Origin of the sequence: Pseudomonas sp. NFACC08-1 (assembly GCF_900106735.1) — a bacterium.
GTDB classification, from domain to species: Bacteria; Pseudomonadota; Gammaproteobacteria; order Pseudomonadales; family Pseudomonadaceae; genus Aquipseudomonas; species Aquipseudomonas fluorescens_Q.
The window spans coordinates 101,789-118,021 of record NZ_FNNL01000004.1 but is presented as its reverse complement, the minus strand read 5'-3'; the positions used below and the strand labels follow the sequence as shown (position 1 = coordinate 118,021).

Below are 16,233 nucleotides of genomic sequence, written 5' to 3'. Positions count from 1 at the left end.
AGCCCAATAAAACAGCCACTTTACTAAGACAGTCAAGGACTTGATATCAAAAGGCCCGACTTCACTTGAATTGCCAACACTGACAACTGTCATTTTGCTGACACGCTTTTCTGAAGCTGCGCTATACCCCTCTAAACAGTTTCATCCGAGTTACATCATTCGGTTTGCGAGGCGCGCCAAAAATGGACGTGAGTGTATTTGGTACGGGGTATGTCGGGCTGATCCAGGCCGCCGCCATGGCCGACGTCGGACATCGCGTTTTGTGCATCGATATCGACCCGAACAAAATCCGGCAACTGCAACAGGCCGTACCGACCATCAGCGAGCCGGGGCTGTCCAGCTTGCTCGAAGACAACATCAAGGAAGGACGCTTGTCGTTCAGCTCCCAGGCCAGCGACGCAGTCAATCATGGCGAGCTGATTTTCATCGCCGTCGGCACCCCCGCCGATGAAGACGGCTCGGCAGACCTGAGCCATGTGCTGGCCGTCACCCGGCAAATCGCCGACTTCATGGACAGCGACCGCACCCTGGTCATCAAATCCACGGTGCCGGTGGGCACGGCCGACAAGGTGGCCGAATGCGCCCGCCAGGCGCTGGCGCAGCGGGGCCTGAAACAGTTGAACGTACGCGTGGTGTCCAATCCCGAGTTCCTCAAGGAAGGCAGTGCGCTGGCCGATTGCATGCGCCCCGACCGGATCATCATCGGCACCGCCGACCCGCTGGCCCGCGACCAGATGACGGAGCTCTACGCGCCCTTTTGCCGCAACCACGAAAAACTGATGTTCATGGACAACCGCAGCGCCGAACTGACCAAATACGCCGCCAATGCCATGCTCGCCACCCGCATCAGCTTCATGAACGAACTGGCCAACCTCACCGAACGGCTGGGCGCCGACATCGAAGCCGTGCGCAAAGGCATCGGCTCGGACCCACGCATCGGTTACCACTTCATCTACCCCGGCTGCGGTTTTGGCGGCTCATGCTTTCCCAAAGATCTGCGGGCCTTGCTACACACCGCCGAACAAAGCGGCATGCCACTGCGCTTGTTGCGCAGCGTCACCGACGTCAACGACAGCCAGCGGCACATCCTTTTCGAGAAACTGGCAACGCAATTCCAGGAGGGCCTGGCCGGCAAATCGATTGCCATCTGGGGCCTGGCATTCAAGCCCAACACCGATGACATGCGCGAAGCCCCCAGCCGCTACCTGATGGAAGCGCTGTGGCGCGAAGGCGCCCGCGTCCACGCCTATGACCCGGAAGCCATGTCCGAATGCCGGCGCCTCTACGGCTATCGCAAGGACCTGAACCTCTGCGCCACCCGCGACGACACCCTGGAAGACGCCGACGCCCTGGTGATCTGCACCGAGTGGAAGAATTTTCGCGTGGTGGACTTCGACCTGTTGGCCAGCAAGTTGCGCGCCCGGGTGATCATCGATGGCCGCAACCTGTACAACCCCGAACACCTGGCCGCCGCCGGACTGCTGTATCGCGGTATCGGGCTGCGGCACACCGTGCCGGGCACCCCGCTACCCGGGCCGCAAGCATGAACATCCTGGTCACCGGCGCGGCCGGTTTCATCGGCGCCCACGTCGTGCTGCGACTGCTGCGCGACGGCCATCGGGTGTGCGGGCTGGACAATTTCAACGACTACTACGACCCGCAGCTCAAGCACGACCGCGTGACCTGGGTAAACGACCAGGCCGGCGAATTTCCCCTGGCGCGGATCGATCTGGTCGACGCGCCGGCCATCGATGAACTGTTCCAGGCCCGGCGCCCGGACGTAGTGATTCACCTTGCCGCCCAAGCGGGTGTGCGCTACTCGCTGGAAAAACCACAGGCCTATGTCGACAGCAACATCACCGGGTTCCTGAATATTCTGGAAAACTGCCGCCGCTATCCGGTCAAGCACCTGATCTACGCCTCCTCAAGCTCGGTATACGGCGCCAATTCGCGCACGCCTTATTCGGTGCAGGACAACGTCGACCATCCGCTGTCGCTGTACGCGGCCAGCAAAAAAGCCAACGAACTGATGGCCCACAGCTACAGCCACCTGTTCGGCATTCCCTGCACCGGCCTGCGCTTCTTCACGGTGTACGGCCCTTGGGGCCGGCCAGACATGTCGCCGATCCAGTTTGCCCGCGCCATCGTCGAAGACCGTGTGCTGCAACTGTTCAATCACGGCGAGCACCAACGCGATTTCACCTACATCGACGACATCGTCGAAAGCATCGCCCGCCTGCTCGACCGTGCGCCCCTGGTCACGCCCCTGTTGGATCACGAACAACCGGACCCGGCCACCAGCCGTGCGCCCTGGCGGATCTACAACATCGGCGGGCAGCACCCGGTGGCGCTGCGCACCTATGTCGCACTGCTGGAAAAGCACCTGGGACAAACCGCCCGCATCGAACTGCTCCCCCTGCAAGCAGGAGATGTGCTCAACACCTGCGCCGATGCCAGCGACCTGGCACAGGCCACCGGTTTCAAGCCGTGTATCGAACTGGACGACGGCCTGGGCCGCTTCATCCGGTGGTTCCTCGATTACTACGCACAGCCTGCCCACGCACCGCTCGCAACTGAACGCTTGCGGCCCAACCTCAGCGGAGGAATCCATGACCCGACATGAGCAAGTCATCGAGATCAACGCCCCTGGACGCGACAAGCGTGTCGATCCCGACCACCGCAGGCGCCTGGACGCGGCCATCCACCGCCAGGGTCGAGGTTGGTTGACCGGTCGCGACGGCGGCCGGCCCTGGACGGTCTCGCGCACCAATCGCGTGGTGGCCTGCCTCGGCGCGCTGGCGATCCTGCTGCTGTTATGCCCGCTGCTGCTGGGCCTGGCGCTGCTGGTCAAGTTCTCCAGCCCCGGTCCCGTGCTGTTCGTGCAGAAGCGCACCGGGTATCGCGGCCGAGTCTTCGGCATGTACAAGTTCCGCACCATGGTGGCCGATGCCGAGGCGCTCAAGGAGTCGCTGCGCCACCTCAACAAACACGGCGCCGATGCCATCGACTTCAAGATCGACAACGACCCGCGCATCACGCCCATCGGCCGGTTCCTGCGACGCAGCAGCCTCGACGAACTACCGAACCTGATCAATGTAGTGACCGGCGACATGCGCCTGGTGGGCCCCCGGCCGACCTCGTTCAACGCCTATCGCTACAAGGACAACCATCTTGTGCGCCTGAGCATCTACCCCGGCATGACCGGCCTTTGGCAGATCTCCGGGCGCAGCAATATCGACTTCGACCAGCGTGTGGAATTGGACCTCAGCTATATCGCTGAACAAAGCCTGTGGCTGGATTTGAAGATCCTGATGATTACCCCCTTCAAAGTGTTCAGCGGCCACGGAGCGAGTTAAATGGACGGTTCAACGAATATCCTGACCATAGCCAGCCCGAGCGAGACCAACCTGACCTCGACCGTGCTCGACCCTTCCCTGCGGATCCTGCTCTTGACGTCCGCCAACACAGGCACCGGAACCAGCACCAGCGCGATGGCGCTGGCCGCTCAACTGGCGCAGATGAGCAACGGTCGCGTACTGCTGGTGGATGCCAGCCAGTCACCGCGCAACCTCAGCCAGCAACTGTCGTTGCACAAGGAGCGCGGTTTTACCGATCTGTTGTTCAACAGCCTCGCCCCGCCCTTGCTGCAGGACTGCGTGGTGCAGGCGTCCAGCCTGCCCTTCGACGTGTTGCCCCACGGGCGCCTGGGCCGCAATGCCGAACGCTTGAGCCCCGAACGACTGCGCCCACTGTTCAGGCAACTGGCGGCGCAATACCGCTTTGTGGTGATCGACGCCGACGCGGTGTATTCGGCCAGCGACACACTGGTGCTCAGCACCCAGGTCGACGGCGTGGTGCTGGTGGTGCGCGGTGAAGACACCCGCTGGGAAGTGGCCCAGGCCGCCCGCCAGCGCCTGTCCCAGGCCGGCGCGAAAGTGGTGGGCAGCGTGTTCAATCGCCGCAAGTACTACATGCCCAAGTGGCTCTACAACAACCTGTAAGCCTGCAAAAGGATGACGAGATGAACGCCAGAATGCTTGTCCTGCTGTTGCTGCCGCTTGCCGGTTGCTCCAGTACCAGCGATACCCGCTCGATGCCGGTGCAGATCCTCACGGCCGCGCCGGCCAACGCCCAGGCCACCGACATGCCGAAGGTCGAACAGACCTTGCGGCCCCAGGATGTGCTGGATGTGATCTTCCACATCGGCACGACCTCCTCCCAGGCCTATCGAGTGCAACCGGGCGACCAGGTTGCCCTGAACTTCACCGCCGCCAGCCAGCTCAATGGCACGCAACAAGTGATGCCCGACGGCACCATCGAACTGCCGGGCGCCAACACTTCGGTGAAAGTCGCCGGATTGACCACCGACGAGGCGCGCCTGGCGGTGCAGCGTGCCTATGACCAGAAGATGCTGTTCCAACCCAATCGCAACCAATTGACTGTCCTGGTGACCAGCCCGCTCTCCGGCGAGGCGAACCTGCGCAACACCCTGACCCACCCGGCCACGGGCATGAGTCGGGAAATCATCGTGGGCCGGGATGGCTACGCCAGCTTCCCGGAAATTGGCTCGGTGCCGTTGCAAGGCATGACCGTCACCCAGCTGGAGACCTTCCTCAACGAGCGCTACGCCCAACTGCCCGGCCACATGACCGTGGATGTGCTGCTCAAGTCCACCGCCGGCAACGAGATCTATGTACTCGGTGAAGTGGCCCAACCCGGCGCCTATGCGATCCGCCGGCCGATCTCGGTTCTCGAAGCCCTGACCCTGGCCCGTGGCACGAACGTCAAGGCCCGGCTCGACTCGGTGATGATCATGCGCCGCAACGGCAACCAGGTCGAAGCCCGTCACTACGACGTGGAAAAGGCCTTGAGCGGCGACGCCTCGCAGATCGCCTACCTGCAGCCGGAGGACATGTTGTACGTGCCCAAGACCGGACTGGCCAAAGCCGGCGAAACGGCCAGGCAACTGGCCGACGTAGTGCTGTTCCAGGGCGTGGGGTTCGGCTTCGGCTACCGCGTCGACAACAAAGGCAGCGACAACTGAAACTCAGGTGACCGATCATGAACCCCAAGGAAAACTATCTGCACGAGTTCTTCAGGATCTTCTTCGCCAACAAGCAGTGGGTGAAGCGTATCTTCCTGATTTTCGCCGTGATCGCTCTGGTGCTGCCGTTGATGCTCAAGCAGAGCTTCGATATCACCGCCCAGGTGATCGTCCAGTCGAAGAAACTCTCCCAGGGCGACGCCACCACGTCGCTGAACCAGGAAAACGCGACCTTCATCCCGCCGTCCCTGGCGGACATGGAAACCGAAAGCAATATCCTGCGCTCGCCAGCGTTGATCCGGCAGACCATCAGCACCCTGCGCGACCAGGGCGAATACACGCCCAGCCCGGGCATCTTCAACAAATGGGTGAGCGATCCCTTCAAGCGTTACATCACCCAGCCCCTGCGCGAGTACGTCATCAACCCGTTGCGCGATGGCCTGGGGCTGGAAGTCGATCCGGTGCGCGACACTGTGCTCGATACGCTGACCGACGAGGCCATCGAAAACCTGAAGATCGAGACCCTGCCCGGCTCCAACGTCATCTCCATCGTCTACAGTTTCGGCGACCCGGCCCAGGGCACCCGGTTCGTGGCGCAACTGCTGCAGAACTACCTCAGCAGCCGCCAGGACCTGCAATCGATCGAACTGCCGCAGACGTTCTATGAGCAGAAGAAAGCCCAGTACCAGACCCGTCTCGACGGCCTGGAAAGCAACCGGCTCGGGCTGCTTGAAAACATCGGATCGTCCGATCCCAAGGAAGAAGTCACCTTCCGCCTGAACGCCATCAATACCGAAGAGCAGGCCCTGAACCTGTACCAGGATCGCCTGCTGCAAAGCCAACGCTGGCTCGATTACCTCAAGACCAGTCTCGCGGCGGCGAACAGCTCGCGGTTCAACGACTACACCTTCCCGTTCACCTTCACCACCACCGTGGACAACATTGCCTTCGAAGACCGGGAAATCAGACAGCTGGGCGAGCAACTGACCAGCCAGGTCAGCCGCTACATGAATGACCTGGCGATCTTCCAGCCCAGCAGCGAACCGATGCTGCTGGCCCGGGAACAGATCGTCCGCACGCGCCAGCAGTTCCTGAAGGTGGTGAACAACCGCATTCAGGAACGCACCACCGATCTGGCGGTGGTCAGTTCGGTGATCAATCAGAAGATCGAACGCATCGCCGCCTTCAAGCAGCGCATCCATCAATTGCAGGAAACCCAGAGCAAGCTGCGGCAGATGGACACCGAGATCAACGCCCTGCATGCGGCCTTCTCCACCTACGCCCAGCGCTTCGCCGAAGCCAGCACCGCGCGTTCGCTGGACAACGACCTGTCCAACGCCCGGGTCCTGAGCCCGCCGTTCGAACCAACCGCTGCGGCCTTTCCCAAGCCGATGCTGATCATTGTCTTCGGCATGTTCAGCGGCCTGCTGCTGGCGATCGCCCTGGTCTATGTGCGTGAGTTCTTCGACCATCGCTTCAAGCACCCAGCGCAAATCACCCAGCAACTGGATGTGCCGGTGCTGTTGGTCATCAACGAGCAGTCCCCCGACAAGGTCAACCCGCACCGCAACTGGAGCCTGCCCAGCCTTGTCCATTGGGTGCGAAATTGAACGCGCCGTTCGGCCCGACCCGCCACAGCAGTCCCCTGTCGATCATTCATCTGCTCGACAGCGGCGGCTTCTATGGGGCCGAGCGGATGCTGCTCGATCATTGCCTGGCGACGCCTGGGCAGCACCAAGTGCTGTTCCTGGCGGCGCCCCCCACCTTGATCACGCGTTTTCGCCAGGCCGGGGTCGATTGCCGTCATTGCGCCAGTTGGGCCGAGTTGTTGCAGCACTTGCGCCAGCGCCGGGACGAGCGGCCGCTGATCAACACCCACAACTTCAAGGGGCTGTTGTTCGGCTGGTCCGCCGCCACGCTGCTGGGCCTGCCGCTGGTGATTACCCAGCATGGCTTCACCCCACGAAGCCCCAAGCAGCGCTTCTATACCTGGCTGAGCCTGCAACTGTGCCGCACCGCCTCGGTCAAGCGCGTGGTCTGCGTGGCCGAGAGCATCGCCACGCTGCATCGCCGAGCCAGCGTGCAGGCGGAAAAACTCGACGTCATTCCCAACGGCCTGCCAGCGGCCAGCACGCCGCTGGCCCATCGCGCCGACAAGCAACGCTGGCGGGTCGGCTACGTCGGCCGCTTGAGCAGCGAGAAAGGTCCTGACCTGTTTCTCGACGCCATGATTCCGCTGTGCCAGAAGCATGCATCGCTGCACGCGGTGATGCTCGGCGACGGCCCTGAGCGCCAGGCGCTGCTCAAGCGCATCACCGACGCCGGACTGCCCACGCGTATCGAATTGCCAGGCTACCAGACCGACATGAACGCCTGGTGGAGTCGCCTCGACGCCCTGGTGATCAGCTCGCGCACCGAAGGCACCCCGATGATTCTGCTCGAAGCCATGCAGGCCGGCGTGCCGGTGGTGGCGTTCGGCGTCGGCGGCATTCCCGACGTATTGCAGGACCGTCATAACGGCCTGCTCGCGGCACCGGCCAACAGCGCGGAACTGGCAGCGCAGATCGAAACACTGTTCAGCGAACCGCCCCTGGCGCGGATCCTGGCCGATAACGCACGCCGTACCCAACGGGACCGCTACGACCTGCGCACGCTGGCCGAATGCTGGTCGCAGCTTTACATCCGCACGGCACGGGAGGCTCGCTCATGATTGTCCCGCTCTCGATCGTCAGCCTGCTGGGCCTTGTGTGCCTGGCGTTGCTGGCCAGCCCTTATCCGTTCCTGGCACCGGGCGCGGTGCTCGGCCTGGTCGGCGTCGCCCTGCTGTACCGCAAGCCCGGCTGGGGTTTGCTGGGCATTGCCGCGCTGGTGCCATTCGAAGGCCTGTTCAAGGACAGCGCGTTTTCCGGCAGCAAGTTCCTTGGCCTGGCGCTGATCCTGATCTTGATGCTGCAACTGGCGGTGCACCAGATTCCTGCGACACGCTTGCGCAGCAATATCTGGAAGCCGCTGATCGGCTTCATGGTGCTCTATGGCCTGAGTCTGTTGCTCTCGGAAAACATGGACCTGTCCCTGACCCACCTGCGAGAGCTGACGGTGGGGCTGATTCTCTTCGTGATCACCCTGCTGATCGGTCGCGAACTGAACCTGGACCTGTTCGCCCGCCTGATGACGGTGAGCGTCTCCACCACGTGCGTGCTCGCCATGTTCTCGGCCCAATATCAGGATCAGGGCCGCGCTTCCGGCCTGCTGGAAGACCCCAACGTCTTTGCCCTGTTGATTGCGTTCACCGTACCGCTGGCCTTGTGGCTGGTGCTGCGCAGTCCGAACCTGTTGCACCGATTGTTCTGGAGCGCAGGGTTCATCCTGTTGCTCGGTGGCATGACCAAGACCGAGTCGCGCTCCGGACTGGTGGTGCTGTTGCTCAGCCTGATGATCGGGCTGTATCACTACCGCGCGCAGTTGCCGCGTATCCGCCCACGGCACCTGGGTTTCGCCATGCTCGGGCTGGCGATCATCATTCCCCTGGCAATCGCCGTGATGCCGGCCGGCTACGTCGCCCGCATCCAGTCATTGAGCATCCTCAGTGCCGGCGCCAGCGCCCACAAGGACGAGTCCCTGGGCCGCCGCGCCTCGTACATCCTGGTCGGCAGCCAGATGATCCGCGAGAACCCGATACTCGGGTCAGGGCCCGGAACCTTTCCCCTGCACTACGCGCCCACCGGCTATGCCAAGGCGTTCTCGGCCAACCGCAAGCTGGGGGATCTGTATCGCCGGGCCCATAACACCTACCTGGAAATCTTCAGCGAAATCGGCGTGCCGGGCGGGCTGATGTTCGTCGGCATGATTGGCCTTGGCCTGTACAACCTGCTGCATGCCCGACGCCTCTGGCTGCAACGCCGGGACTGGGCGCAAGCCGACCTGCTGACGCACCTGGGCATGAGTTTCCTTTCGCTGGCGTTGTTCCTGATGTTTCTCAGTGCGCCGAACCACAAGTTGCTGTGGATCATGCTCGCCCTCACCAGCGTGTTGCGCTACGACGCCGAACGGGCCGCGCCACTGGAGGCTCGCCCATGAGCCGGGTCAGCATTGTGATCCCGATGTACAACGAGGCGCGTCACATCGGCCGCACGCTGTTGGCTGCGCAGGAAGCCGCGCGCCAGGCGCAGCTGGAGTGCGAATTGATCGTGGTGGACAACGGTTCCGACGACGCTGGCCCGCGCATCGCCAATGAGTTGGGCGCGCGGGTGCTGATCGTACCCGGCGTGCACATCGGCGCCCTGCGCAACCGCGGTGCCGCCGTCGCCAGCGGCGACTGGCTGGCGTTCATCGACGCCGACATCGAAATGCCGGCCGACTGGCTCAAGCTGTTGCTGGAGCTCGAAGGCCACCAGGGCGATGTGCTGGGCCTGGACCTGGACACGCCCCGGCAGGCACCGTGGTTCGCCGAAGCCTGGCAGCGCCGCAGCCAACGCCCGGCATCACGTCTCCTGCATCGGGTGCAGTGGCTGCCCAGCGCCAACCTGTTGATGCGCCGCCGTTGGTTCGAACGGGTCGGCGGCTTCGACGAGAGCCTGCGCACCGGTGAAGACAAGGACTTCTCCTGGCGCCTGCGCCAGGCCGGAGCGCAGCTGTTGCTGGTCAATGAAAGCGTGGCCTTGCATTGGGGCTACGAAGGCAGTTGGCGCGAGTGGATGAGCAAAGAGCTGTGGCGCCAGGGCAGTCATTTGCAGTTGCTGCGCAGCCATGGTCCGAGCCTGCGCCTGCTGCGCTTCCCGGCGCTGTCCATTGGCGCCTGGGGCTTGGATTTGCTGACGTTGGTGGCGCTGCTGCAGGGGCAGCTGCGTCTGGCGCTGATGCTGTTGCTGATCACCTCGCTGCCGGCCTTGTTCCTCAGCCTGCGCCAGAGTCGGCGCGACCTGCGCCTGACGCTTCAACTGTGGGCCTTGCATGGGGTGCGCCTGCACCTGACCGGTGCCGCACTGCTGCTCAATCTGTGTCATTGGAATGCCAGGAGACCTGCCCGTGGCTGAATTCATTTACTGGTCGTGCCTGTTGCTGCCGGTGTACGCCTACCTCGGTTATCCCTTGATGTTGAGCCTGCTGGCGCCGCTGTTTCCGGTGCGGCGCTACGGCAAGGCGCTTCCGATGGACGTGAGCATCGTCATTGCCGCCCACAACGAGGCGCGGCACATCGAGGACAAGTTGCGCACCTTGCTGGCCCAGGACTATCGGGCCCATTCATTGCGAATCATCCTCGCCAGCGACGGCTCCACCGACAACACAGTGGCCTGCGCACGCAAGGTGATCGACCCGCGCATCACCGTGCTCGACCTGCCGCGCCAAGGCAAGGCTGCCGCCCTCAATACCGGTGTCGCCCACAGCCACGGCGAGATCCTGGTGTTCACCGACGCCGATAACCAATGGGCCAACGACACCCTCAGCCATCTGCTGGCGCCCTTGGGCGATCCGGAAGTCGGCGCCTGCGCCGGGCACATGGAAATCCCGGTGCCGGGCAAGGGCCTGAGCCTGGGCGACAGCCTGTATCGCCATTACGAAGGCTGGTTGCGTCGGGTGGAGAGTCGCACCGGTTGCATGGTCTCGGCCGACGGCGCGTTGCTGGCTTTGCGTCGGGTGCTGTTCCAACCGATACCGGCCCAGGTCAACGATGACTTTTTCCTCAGCACCTGCGCGCCAGCTGCCGGCAAATCCATCGTCTATGCCCCCAAGGCCCGGGTGACCGACCAGGGCGTGGACGAAGCCGACAAGCAATTTCGCCGACGCCAGCGGGTCACCGTTGGCGGGTTGCAGAGCCTGGCTCAGCGCCGGGAACTGCTCAACCCACTGCGCCATGGGCTCTACGCCATCGGCTTGATCAGCCACAAGTTGATCCGCCGCCTGGCGCCGGTGTTGCTGCTGCCGCTCTTGCTGAGCAATGCCTGGCTGTGGAACGACCATCCGTTCTATCGCCTGAGCCTGGTGGCGCAACTGCTCGGTTACGCCATGGCGCTGATCGGATTGATGGACGCGCGCCACCGCCTGCCCCGGCCCTTTCGCCTGGCCGCATTCGTGCTGGTGACGCTGGCGGGCATGAGCATCGGGCTCTGGCAGTTCCTGCGGGGCCAGCGCTACAGCCAGTGGAACCCCGAACAGAACCGCTGAGGAGGACGGCCCATGTCAATCAAACAAGTCTTCAAGCGCACCGGCGGCTGGCTGTACCTGAACACGTCCCTGGGCCGCCACCCCCTGCGTGGCGCCGGCGTGATCCTGATGCTCCATCGTGTACTGAACAACGACCGCGCCGCCGAACTGCCCCACCGCAACGAACTGTGCGTGGGGCCCGAAGCGTTTGAACATTTGCTGATCTGGCTGCTACGGCATTTCGAGTGCGTGCCGCTGATGACCTTGTTGCTGGCCGATCCCGAAACCGTTCCGAACCGTCCGCGAGTGGCCCTGACCTTCGACGACGGTTGGCGCGACAACGCCATGAATGCCTTTCCGTTGCTGCGCCAATACCAGGTGCCGGCGAGTATTTTCCTCTCCACCGATTTCATCGGCAGTCGCCAGCACTTCTGGTGGGAAAGCATCGGCGAAACCCTCTGGGGCAGCCATGGCCAGGTGGCACGGCGCTCATTGATCGAGCACTTGCAGCACGTCGGTCGACCGTTGCCGGTGCTGCTCGATGACATCGACGACGAGCGCCGCAGCCTGGCGCTGCTGCATTACCTGCAAAGCCTCAAGAGTCTCGATACCCACACGCTGAGCGACCTCACCGACGCCTGCCCCCAGGGTTCCCAGCCCCAGGCCCTGGACTGGCCCCAGGTGCGCATGCTCGAAGATTCCGGGCTGATCCGCTTCGGTCCCCATGGCGCCAGCCACGCGATCCTGACCGGGCTGGATGACCAGCGCCTGCACGAAGAACTGACGCGCAGCTGGATCGCCCTGGAAAACGGCTGTGCCCATCCGTTGCCGGTGTATTGCTACCCCAACGGCGATCACGATGCCCGGGTGCGCCAACAGGTGGCGGCCCATGGGTTTGCCTTCGCCCTCGGCACCGAGGCGGGGCTGTATCGCAACGACGGTGACCCGCTGAACCTGCCGCGCTTCGGCGTCAGTCAGAGCAATGCCCATCACCCTGAATTGCTGGCCTGGCGCATTCGCCGCGGGACACGCCCATGAGCCGCGCTCATTACCTCAAGCACTTGGCACTGAGCATGGGCACGCGCCTGGCGATGATCGGCCTGCGCCTGGTGCGCAATGTGCTGCTGGCGCGGATTCTCGGGCCCAGCGAACGCGGGCTGTTTGCCTTGCTCAGCACCCTGCCGGACCTGATCAGCGCCGCCACCAGCGGTGGGCTGAATGGCGCCGTGGGTTATCAGGCGGCGCAGCAGCGCTCGATGGGGTTGTTGCTCAGCCAGGTGCTGGTCTTCGGCTGCCTGTTGGCCGGCTTGCTGACCTTGCTGGTGGTGGCGTTGGTACGCGAGTTCGGCGGCGAGCTGGACATCACCACGCAATTGGGATTGCTCGCCTGGCTGCTGTTGCTGGCCGTGCCGTTGACCGTGCTCAAGAGCGGTCTGCTGACGCTGCACAACGCCTCCGGCGGCGTGGGTGCCTTCAATGCCTTGCGCCTGATGGAATCCCTGGCGCCACTGGTGCTGTTCCTAGTGTTGTTCTGGATGTGGAAAGATGCGGCCCTGGAAGCGGCGCTGATCAGTTGGCTGGCGGGCCTGAGTCTGGTGGTACTGGCCGGCTGGATGTGGTTGCGTCGCGATCATGTGGTGACCCTGCGCTGGGATCGCACCCATCAGAACGAACTGCTGCGCTACGGCGCCCGCAGCCATCCGGACCTGCTGTTCCAGCAAGTGCTGCTGCGCTCGGACTTCCTGTTCATCGGTGCCCTGCTGGGCAGCACGGCCCTGGGTCACTACGCCATGGCCAGCGCCGCCGCCGAATTGCTGCTGATCGTGCCAGAAGCCGTCACCACGCCGCTGATGAAACGCCTGTTGCAGCAGGACCGCGACATGCAGCGCCTGACGCCCCTGGCCTTGCGCCTGACCGCCACGGTGATGCTCGGCGCCTGCCTGAGCATGGCGCTGATCGGCCAATGGCTGATCGTCACCCTGTTCGGCGCCGCCTACCAGCCGGCTTATCCCGCCTTGCTGGCGCTGCTGCCGGGGCTGTTCGGGCTGTGCTACGCGAGCATCCTGCGCCTGGACCTGCTGGGCAAGGACCGCCCCGGCACGGTTTCGCTGCTGATGGGCGTGGGCGCGCTGCTGAACCTGGCGCTGAACCTGATCCTGATTCCCCGCTACGGCATCGTCGGGGCCGCCGCCGCGTCTTCAATCGCCTACCTGGGCGTGACCGTGGCACTGCTGGCCATGTACTGCCGCCTCAGCGGCGTGGCGCTGTGGCAGACACTGATCATCCTGCCCAGCGACTTGCTGCCGATGCGCCAGATGCTGTTGGGGAAATCGACATGAGTGTGGTTGCCTGCCAAACCGCCATTGCGAATAAGCTCGCGATCGGGCCAGTGCAGCATTGGTGGAAAGTGGCTGCAGGCCTGTGCCTTTGGAGCCTGGCCTTTTTGGCCCAGGGCGCGGTGATGCAATGGACCGGCATCCGCGACGGCAGCCTGTACCTGCAGACCGACCGCCCGGATTACGTGACTGTGCGCTGGGTACCAGCCTGGCAGGCCAACGCCAATAGTGAGCACCTGTACCTGCTCAACGGCCAGGGGCGACTGGTGGGTACGCGCTTGATCAAGGCCGCCCAGGAACGTGGCGAGCAGCAGTGGCCCTTGCTGCCGGGGGCCGCCAGCTATCGACTGGAAATTCCCGGCTACAGTTTCCGTCGCTACACCGTCGAGCACGACGCCCATACCCAAGCGATGTTCGCTCCGGCCAAGGTGCATTTCAGCGCTGAAACCCATGACGGCGATGAGTTGTACTTCAAGGTCGCCCCCGGTGAGCAAGCCATGCTCGCGGGCAAGTTCCACGGCGGTGTGCGCAGCCTGCAAGCCCGTCGCGTCGCCGATGGCAAACAGCTGCAATTGAACCTCAAGCCATACCCGGCCTATTGGCAGTTCGACCAGGTCGCCCTGCCCGTTGCCAACGTCGAGCAAACCTGGCGCTTGCAGTTGCAGGGCAACGGCAAGGCGGCGTTCTGGCTGGACGGCACGGCGAACCTGTTCGCCCAGACCGCCGAGCATCTGCACCCGCTGCGCCAGGACCCGGGGCAAGCGCACCTGAAACTCTATGGCGATGTCCTGGGAACAACTCCGAAACTGGGTATGTCCCTGCCCTACGCCATGCCCCCGCCCTCCGCTTATCCGGTAATCGATGCCCTCAAGCCCCAGGCCGCCACTTATTACAGTTTTGTCGACGTTACCGCTGCCAAGCCGGACCATGAAGATGGGTTCCGGCGCCTGTACCAGGACCGCTTCGGCATCACCCGGGACATCACCCTGCTGGCCGGTAGCGCACGCAAGGCCGACCTGCAGGCCGACCGCGTCAGCAACAGCGGCTTGCAGGCCTGGCTCAAGTCGACCCGCGCCATGGGCGGCAAAGGTATCCACTACCTCAGTTTCGCCGATGAGCCGAACCTCAACTACCCGGATTTCGCCAGTTTCAAGCAGGTGTTCGAGAGCATGGCCAGTCAGGTTCGCGCCGTCCCCGCCAACGCCCGCGCCGGGGTGCGCATTGCCATACCGGCCAGCTCTCGGTTCACCAATGGCCCCCTGGCGGAAAACGCCGCTGACCGGCGCGGGATCGACTGGGCGCGACGCTTGCTGGCCGAATCCAGTGACCAGATCGACGCCTTGGCCTGGCATGAATGGATGATCCGCGACCTGCTGGCGACCCGGGTCTATCGCAACAGCGTGCGCCGCGCCGCGGATCTGGTGGGCCTGGACAGCAAGGGCCGGCCGAACAAGGCCTTGCTGCTGGACCAGACCAACATGTCCAGCGGCTCGAGCCTGAGCCCCTACGACCAGGAAACCCACTACGCCGCCCTGTGGTGGACGTCCGTGGTGATCAACGCCTCCGCGGACGGTTGGCTGGACATGCTCAACTGGTTCCAGTCCGCCGACGAACCGGAGTACCCAAAAGGCATGGTGCGAGTGCTGGACAACCAGCGCTTGGAACTCAAGCCGGTGGGCCTGGCCCAGCAATTCATCCAAGCGCATTGGCTCGAACAGGTGTTGCGCCTGGATAACGACGCCTTCGAAGTCGACGTACTGGCCATGGCCACCGACGCAAGACGCAGCCTGCTGGGCGTAAACAAAAGCACGCGCCTGCAACAGGTCAGCCTGGACGGCGTGCCCTGCCCCCAGGCGAAAGCCGAGTTGGCGTATTTCGGCCCCGACAACCATAGCCGCAGCGCCCCGTTCAATTGCGAGGCCGGGCAAATCCACTTTCTCCTGCCAGGAGAAACCCTGTTTGCCCTGAGCTGGACCGCTTCCGTTTCCCCCCACCCCGCCACCCGTCAGGAGGCACCATGAACGTTCTGCAGAAATTGCGTGATCGCATCCAGAAAAAAGGCCTGCGCGCCGTCCTCAAACAGCTGTTCAGACGCTACGTGTTTCTCCACTCGCAACTGGTATGGCTGGAGCACGATGTGCGGACCCCACTGCCCCCGCATAATCTCAAGGCCTACCCGCCGATGCGCCTGGAGTTCATCACAGTCAACAATGCCGACGCTTTTGCCCGGTATTTCGGCGACCGCGTCAAAACCATGCACGAGCTGGCCGCCGAAGGCTACACAGGCTTGATGTACCTGGACGGTCAAGGCGACACCGTGGGGTTCGCCTGGGGCAGCACGCGAGACTATTTCGACCGTCATTTCTATCGCTGCAACTTCCCGATCAACCCCGGCGAATACTTTCAGTTCGGCGGCGAGATGACCCGCGCCTACTGGGGCTCCGGGATGTCGGCGGACATGCAGCTGGAGATGTGGAAAGTCATGGCGGACAAAGGCTGCGACACCATGGTCGATGTCTGCGACATAGAGAACATCCCAGCGATCAAGATGCATATACGCATGGGCTTCCAGGAACGCGGCAAGATCACCCATGTGTATCGCCTGTTCGGTCGCTGGCGTTTTTTCCGCGACACGCTTTACAACGGCTCGGCACTGGACGCCTTCCGTAAACCGGCCCAGCCGGTTGCATCGACTGCAGCGGCCTGACGCCC

14 protein-coding genes are annotated in these 16,233 nt (G+C 63.5%); all 14 read left to right on the top strand.

Going from position 1 to position 16,233, the window contains the following annotated elements:
• The first annotated feature begins 182 nt into the window (after nucleotides 1-182).
• On the top strand, nucleotides 183-1,547 hold the full coding sequence (locus BLU76_RS10250) for a UDP-glucose dehydrogenase family protein (RefSeq protein ID WP_063320363.1): 1,365 nt from the start codon (nucleotides 183-185) through the stop codon (nucleotides 1,545-1,547).
• Nucleotides 1,544-2,623, top strand: a complete 1,080-nt coding sequence (locus BLU76_RS10245) for an NAD-dependent epimerase (protein ID WP_092222617.1) — start codon at nucleotides 1,544-1,546, stop codon at nucleotides 2,621-2,623. Before BLU76_RS10250 ends, BLU76_RS10245 begins: the two co-directional genes overlap by 4 nt.
• Nucleotides 2,610-3,356: a sugar transferase gene (locus BLU76_RS10240; RefSeq protein ID WP_092144334.1), complete on the top strand. Its 747-nt coding sequence runs from the start codon at nucleotides 2,610-2,612 to the stop codon at nucleotides 3,354-3,356. Before BLU76_RS10245 ends, BLU76_RS10240 begins: the two co-directional genes overlap by 14 nt.
• The gene (locus BLU76_RS10235) at nucleotides 3,357-4,001 is read left to right on the top strand and encodes a CpsD/CapB family tyrosine-protein kinase (RefSeq protein ID WP_063320360.1); all 645 of its coding nucleotides are present in this window, start codon (nucleotides 3,357-3,359) and stop codon (nucleotides 3,999-4,001) included.
• A gap of 20 nt (nucleotides 4,002-4,021) precedes the next feature.
• On the top strand, nucleotides 4,022-5,044 hold the full coding sequence (locus BLU76_RS10230; RefSeq protein WP_046063509.1) for a polysaccharide biosynthesis/export family protein: 1,023 nt from the start codon (nucleotides 4,022-4,024) through the stop codon (nucleotides 5,042-5,044).
• A 17-nt stretch (nucleotides 5,045-5,061) separates the two neighbouring features.
• Nucleotides 5,062-6,654: a GumC family protein gene (locus tag BLU76_RS10225; protein WP_063320359.1), complete on the top strand. Its 1,593-nt coding sequence runs from the start codon at nucleotides 5,062-5,064 to the stop codon at nucleotides 6,652-6,654.
• Nucleotides 6,651-7,754: a glycosyltransferase family 4 protein gene (locus BLU76_RS10220; RefSeq protein ID WP_092222616.1), complete on the top strand. Its 1,104-nt coding sequence runs from the start codon at nucleotides 6,651-6,653 to the stop codon at nucleotides 7,752-7,754. The genes BLU76_RS10225 and BLU76_RS10220 overlap by 4 nt, the downstream gene beginning before the upstream one ends.
• Nucleotides 7,751-9,121 carry an O-antigen ligase family protein gene (locus BLU76_RS10215; protein ID WP_092222614.1) on the top strand — a complete coding sequence of 457 codons (1,371 nt, stop codon included), beginning with the start codon at nucleotides 7,751-7,753 and terminating at the stop codon, nucleotides 9,119-9,121. Before BLU76_RS10220 ends, BLU76_RS10215 begins: the two co-directional genes overlap by 4 nt.
• A complete protein-coding gene (locus BLU76_RS10210) occupies nucleotides 9,118-10,077 on the top strand; it encodes a glycosyltransferase (protein WP_092222611.1) in 960 nt (319 codons plus the stop codon). The genes BLU76_RS10215 and BLU76_RS10210 overlap by 4 nt, the downstream gene beginning before the upstream one ends.
• Nucleotides 10,070-11,206: a glycosyltransferase family 2 protein gene (locus BLU76_RS10205; RefSeq protein ID WP_092222609.1), complete on the top strand. Its 1,137-nt coding sequence runs from the start codon at nucleotides 10,070-10,072 to the stop codon at nucleotides 11,204-11,206. Before BLU76_RS10210 ends, BLU76_RS10205 begins: the two co-directional genes overlap by 8 nt.
• 12 nt (nucleotides 11,207-11,218) lie before the next feature.
• Entirely contained in the window at nucleotides 11,219-12,223 is a 1,005-nt protein-coding gene (locus tag BLU76_RS10200; RefSeq protein ID WP_063320354.1) for a polysaccharide deacetylase family protein, read from the top strand.
• On the top strand, nucleotides 12,220-13,524 hold the full coding sequence (locus BLU76_RS10195; RefSeq protein WP_092144323.1) for a lipopolysaccharide biosynthesis protein: 1,305 nt from the start codon (nucleotides 12,220-12,222) through the stop codon (nucleotides 13,522-13,524). Before BLU76_RS10200 ends, BLU76_RS10195 begins: the two co-directional genes overlap by 4 nt.
• A gap of 122 nt (nucleotides 13,525-13,646) precedes the next feature.
• Complete coding sequence (locus BLU76_RS10190; protein WP_170867294.1) at nucleotides 13,647-15,542, top strand: hypothetical protein; 1,896 nt, start codon at nucleotides 13,647-13,649, stop codon at nucleotides 15,540-15,542.
• Complete coding sequence (locus BLU76_RS10185; RefSeq protein WP_063320352.1) at nucleotides 15,539-16,228, top strand: GNAT family N-acetyltransferase; 690 nt, start codon at nucleotides 15,539-15,541, stop codon at nucleotides 16,226-16,228. Before BLU76_RS10190 ends, BLU76_RS10185 begins: the two co-directional genes overlap by 4 nt.
• Nucleotides 16,229-16,233 lie beyond the last annotated feature (5 nt).

Coding starts and splice junctions, on each gene's coding strand:
- BLU76_RS10185 (WP_063320352.1), top strand. CDS start 15,539: ATGAACGTTCTGCAGAAATTGCGTGATCGCATCCAGAAAAAAGGCCTG.
- BLU76_RS10190 (WP_170867294.1), top strand. CDS start 13,647: ATGCAATGGACCGGCATCCGCGACGGCAGCCTGTACCTGCAGACCGAC.
- BLU76_RS10195 (WP_092144323.1), top strand. CDS start 12,220: ATGAGCCGCGCTCATTACCTCAAGCACTTGGCACTGAGCATGGGCACG.
- BLU76_RS10215 (WP_092222614.1), top strand. CDS start 7,751: ATGATTGTCCCGCTCTCGATCGTCAGCCTGCTGGGCCTTGTGTGCCTG.
- BLU76_RS10250 (WP_063320363.1), top strand. CDS start 183: ATGGACGTGAGTGTATTTGGTACGGGGTATGTCGGGCTGATCCAGGCC.
- BLU76_RS10200 (WP_063320354.1), top strand. CDS start 11,219: ATGTCAATCAAACAAGTCTTCAAGCGCACCGGCGGCTGGCTGTACCTG.
- BLU76_RS10210 (WP_092222611.1), top strand. CDS start 9,118: ATGAGCCGGGTCAGCATTGTGATCCCGATGTACAACGAGGCGCGTCAC.
- BLU76_RS10230 (WP_046063509.1), top strand. CDS start 4,022: ATGAACGCCAGAATGCTTGTCCTGCTGTTGCTGCCGCTTGCCGGTTGC.
- BLU76_RS10235 (WP_063320360.1), top strand. CDS start 3,357: ATGGACGGTTCAACGAATATCCTGACCATAGCCAGCCCGAGCGAGACC.
- BLU76_RS10245 (WP_092222617.1), top strand. CDS start 1,544: ATGAACATCCTGGTCACCGGCGCGGCCGGTTTCATCGGCGCCCACGTC.
- BLU76_RS10240 (WP_092144334.1), top strand. CDS start 2,610: ATGACCCGACATGAGCAAGTCATCGAGATCAACGCCCCTGGACGCGAC.
- BLU76_RS10225 (WP_063320359.1), top strand. CDS start 5,062: ATGAACCCCAAGGAAAACTATCTGCACGAGTTCTTCAGGATCTTCTTC.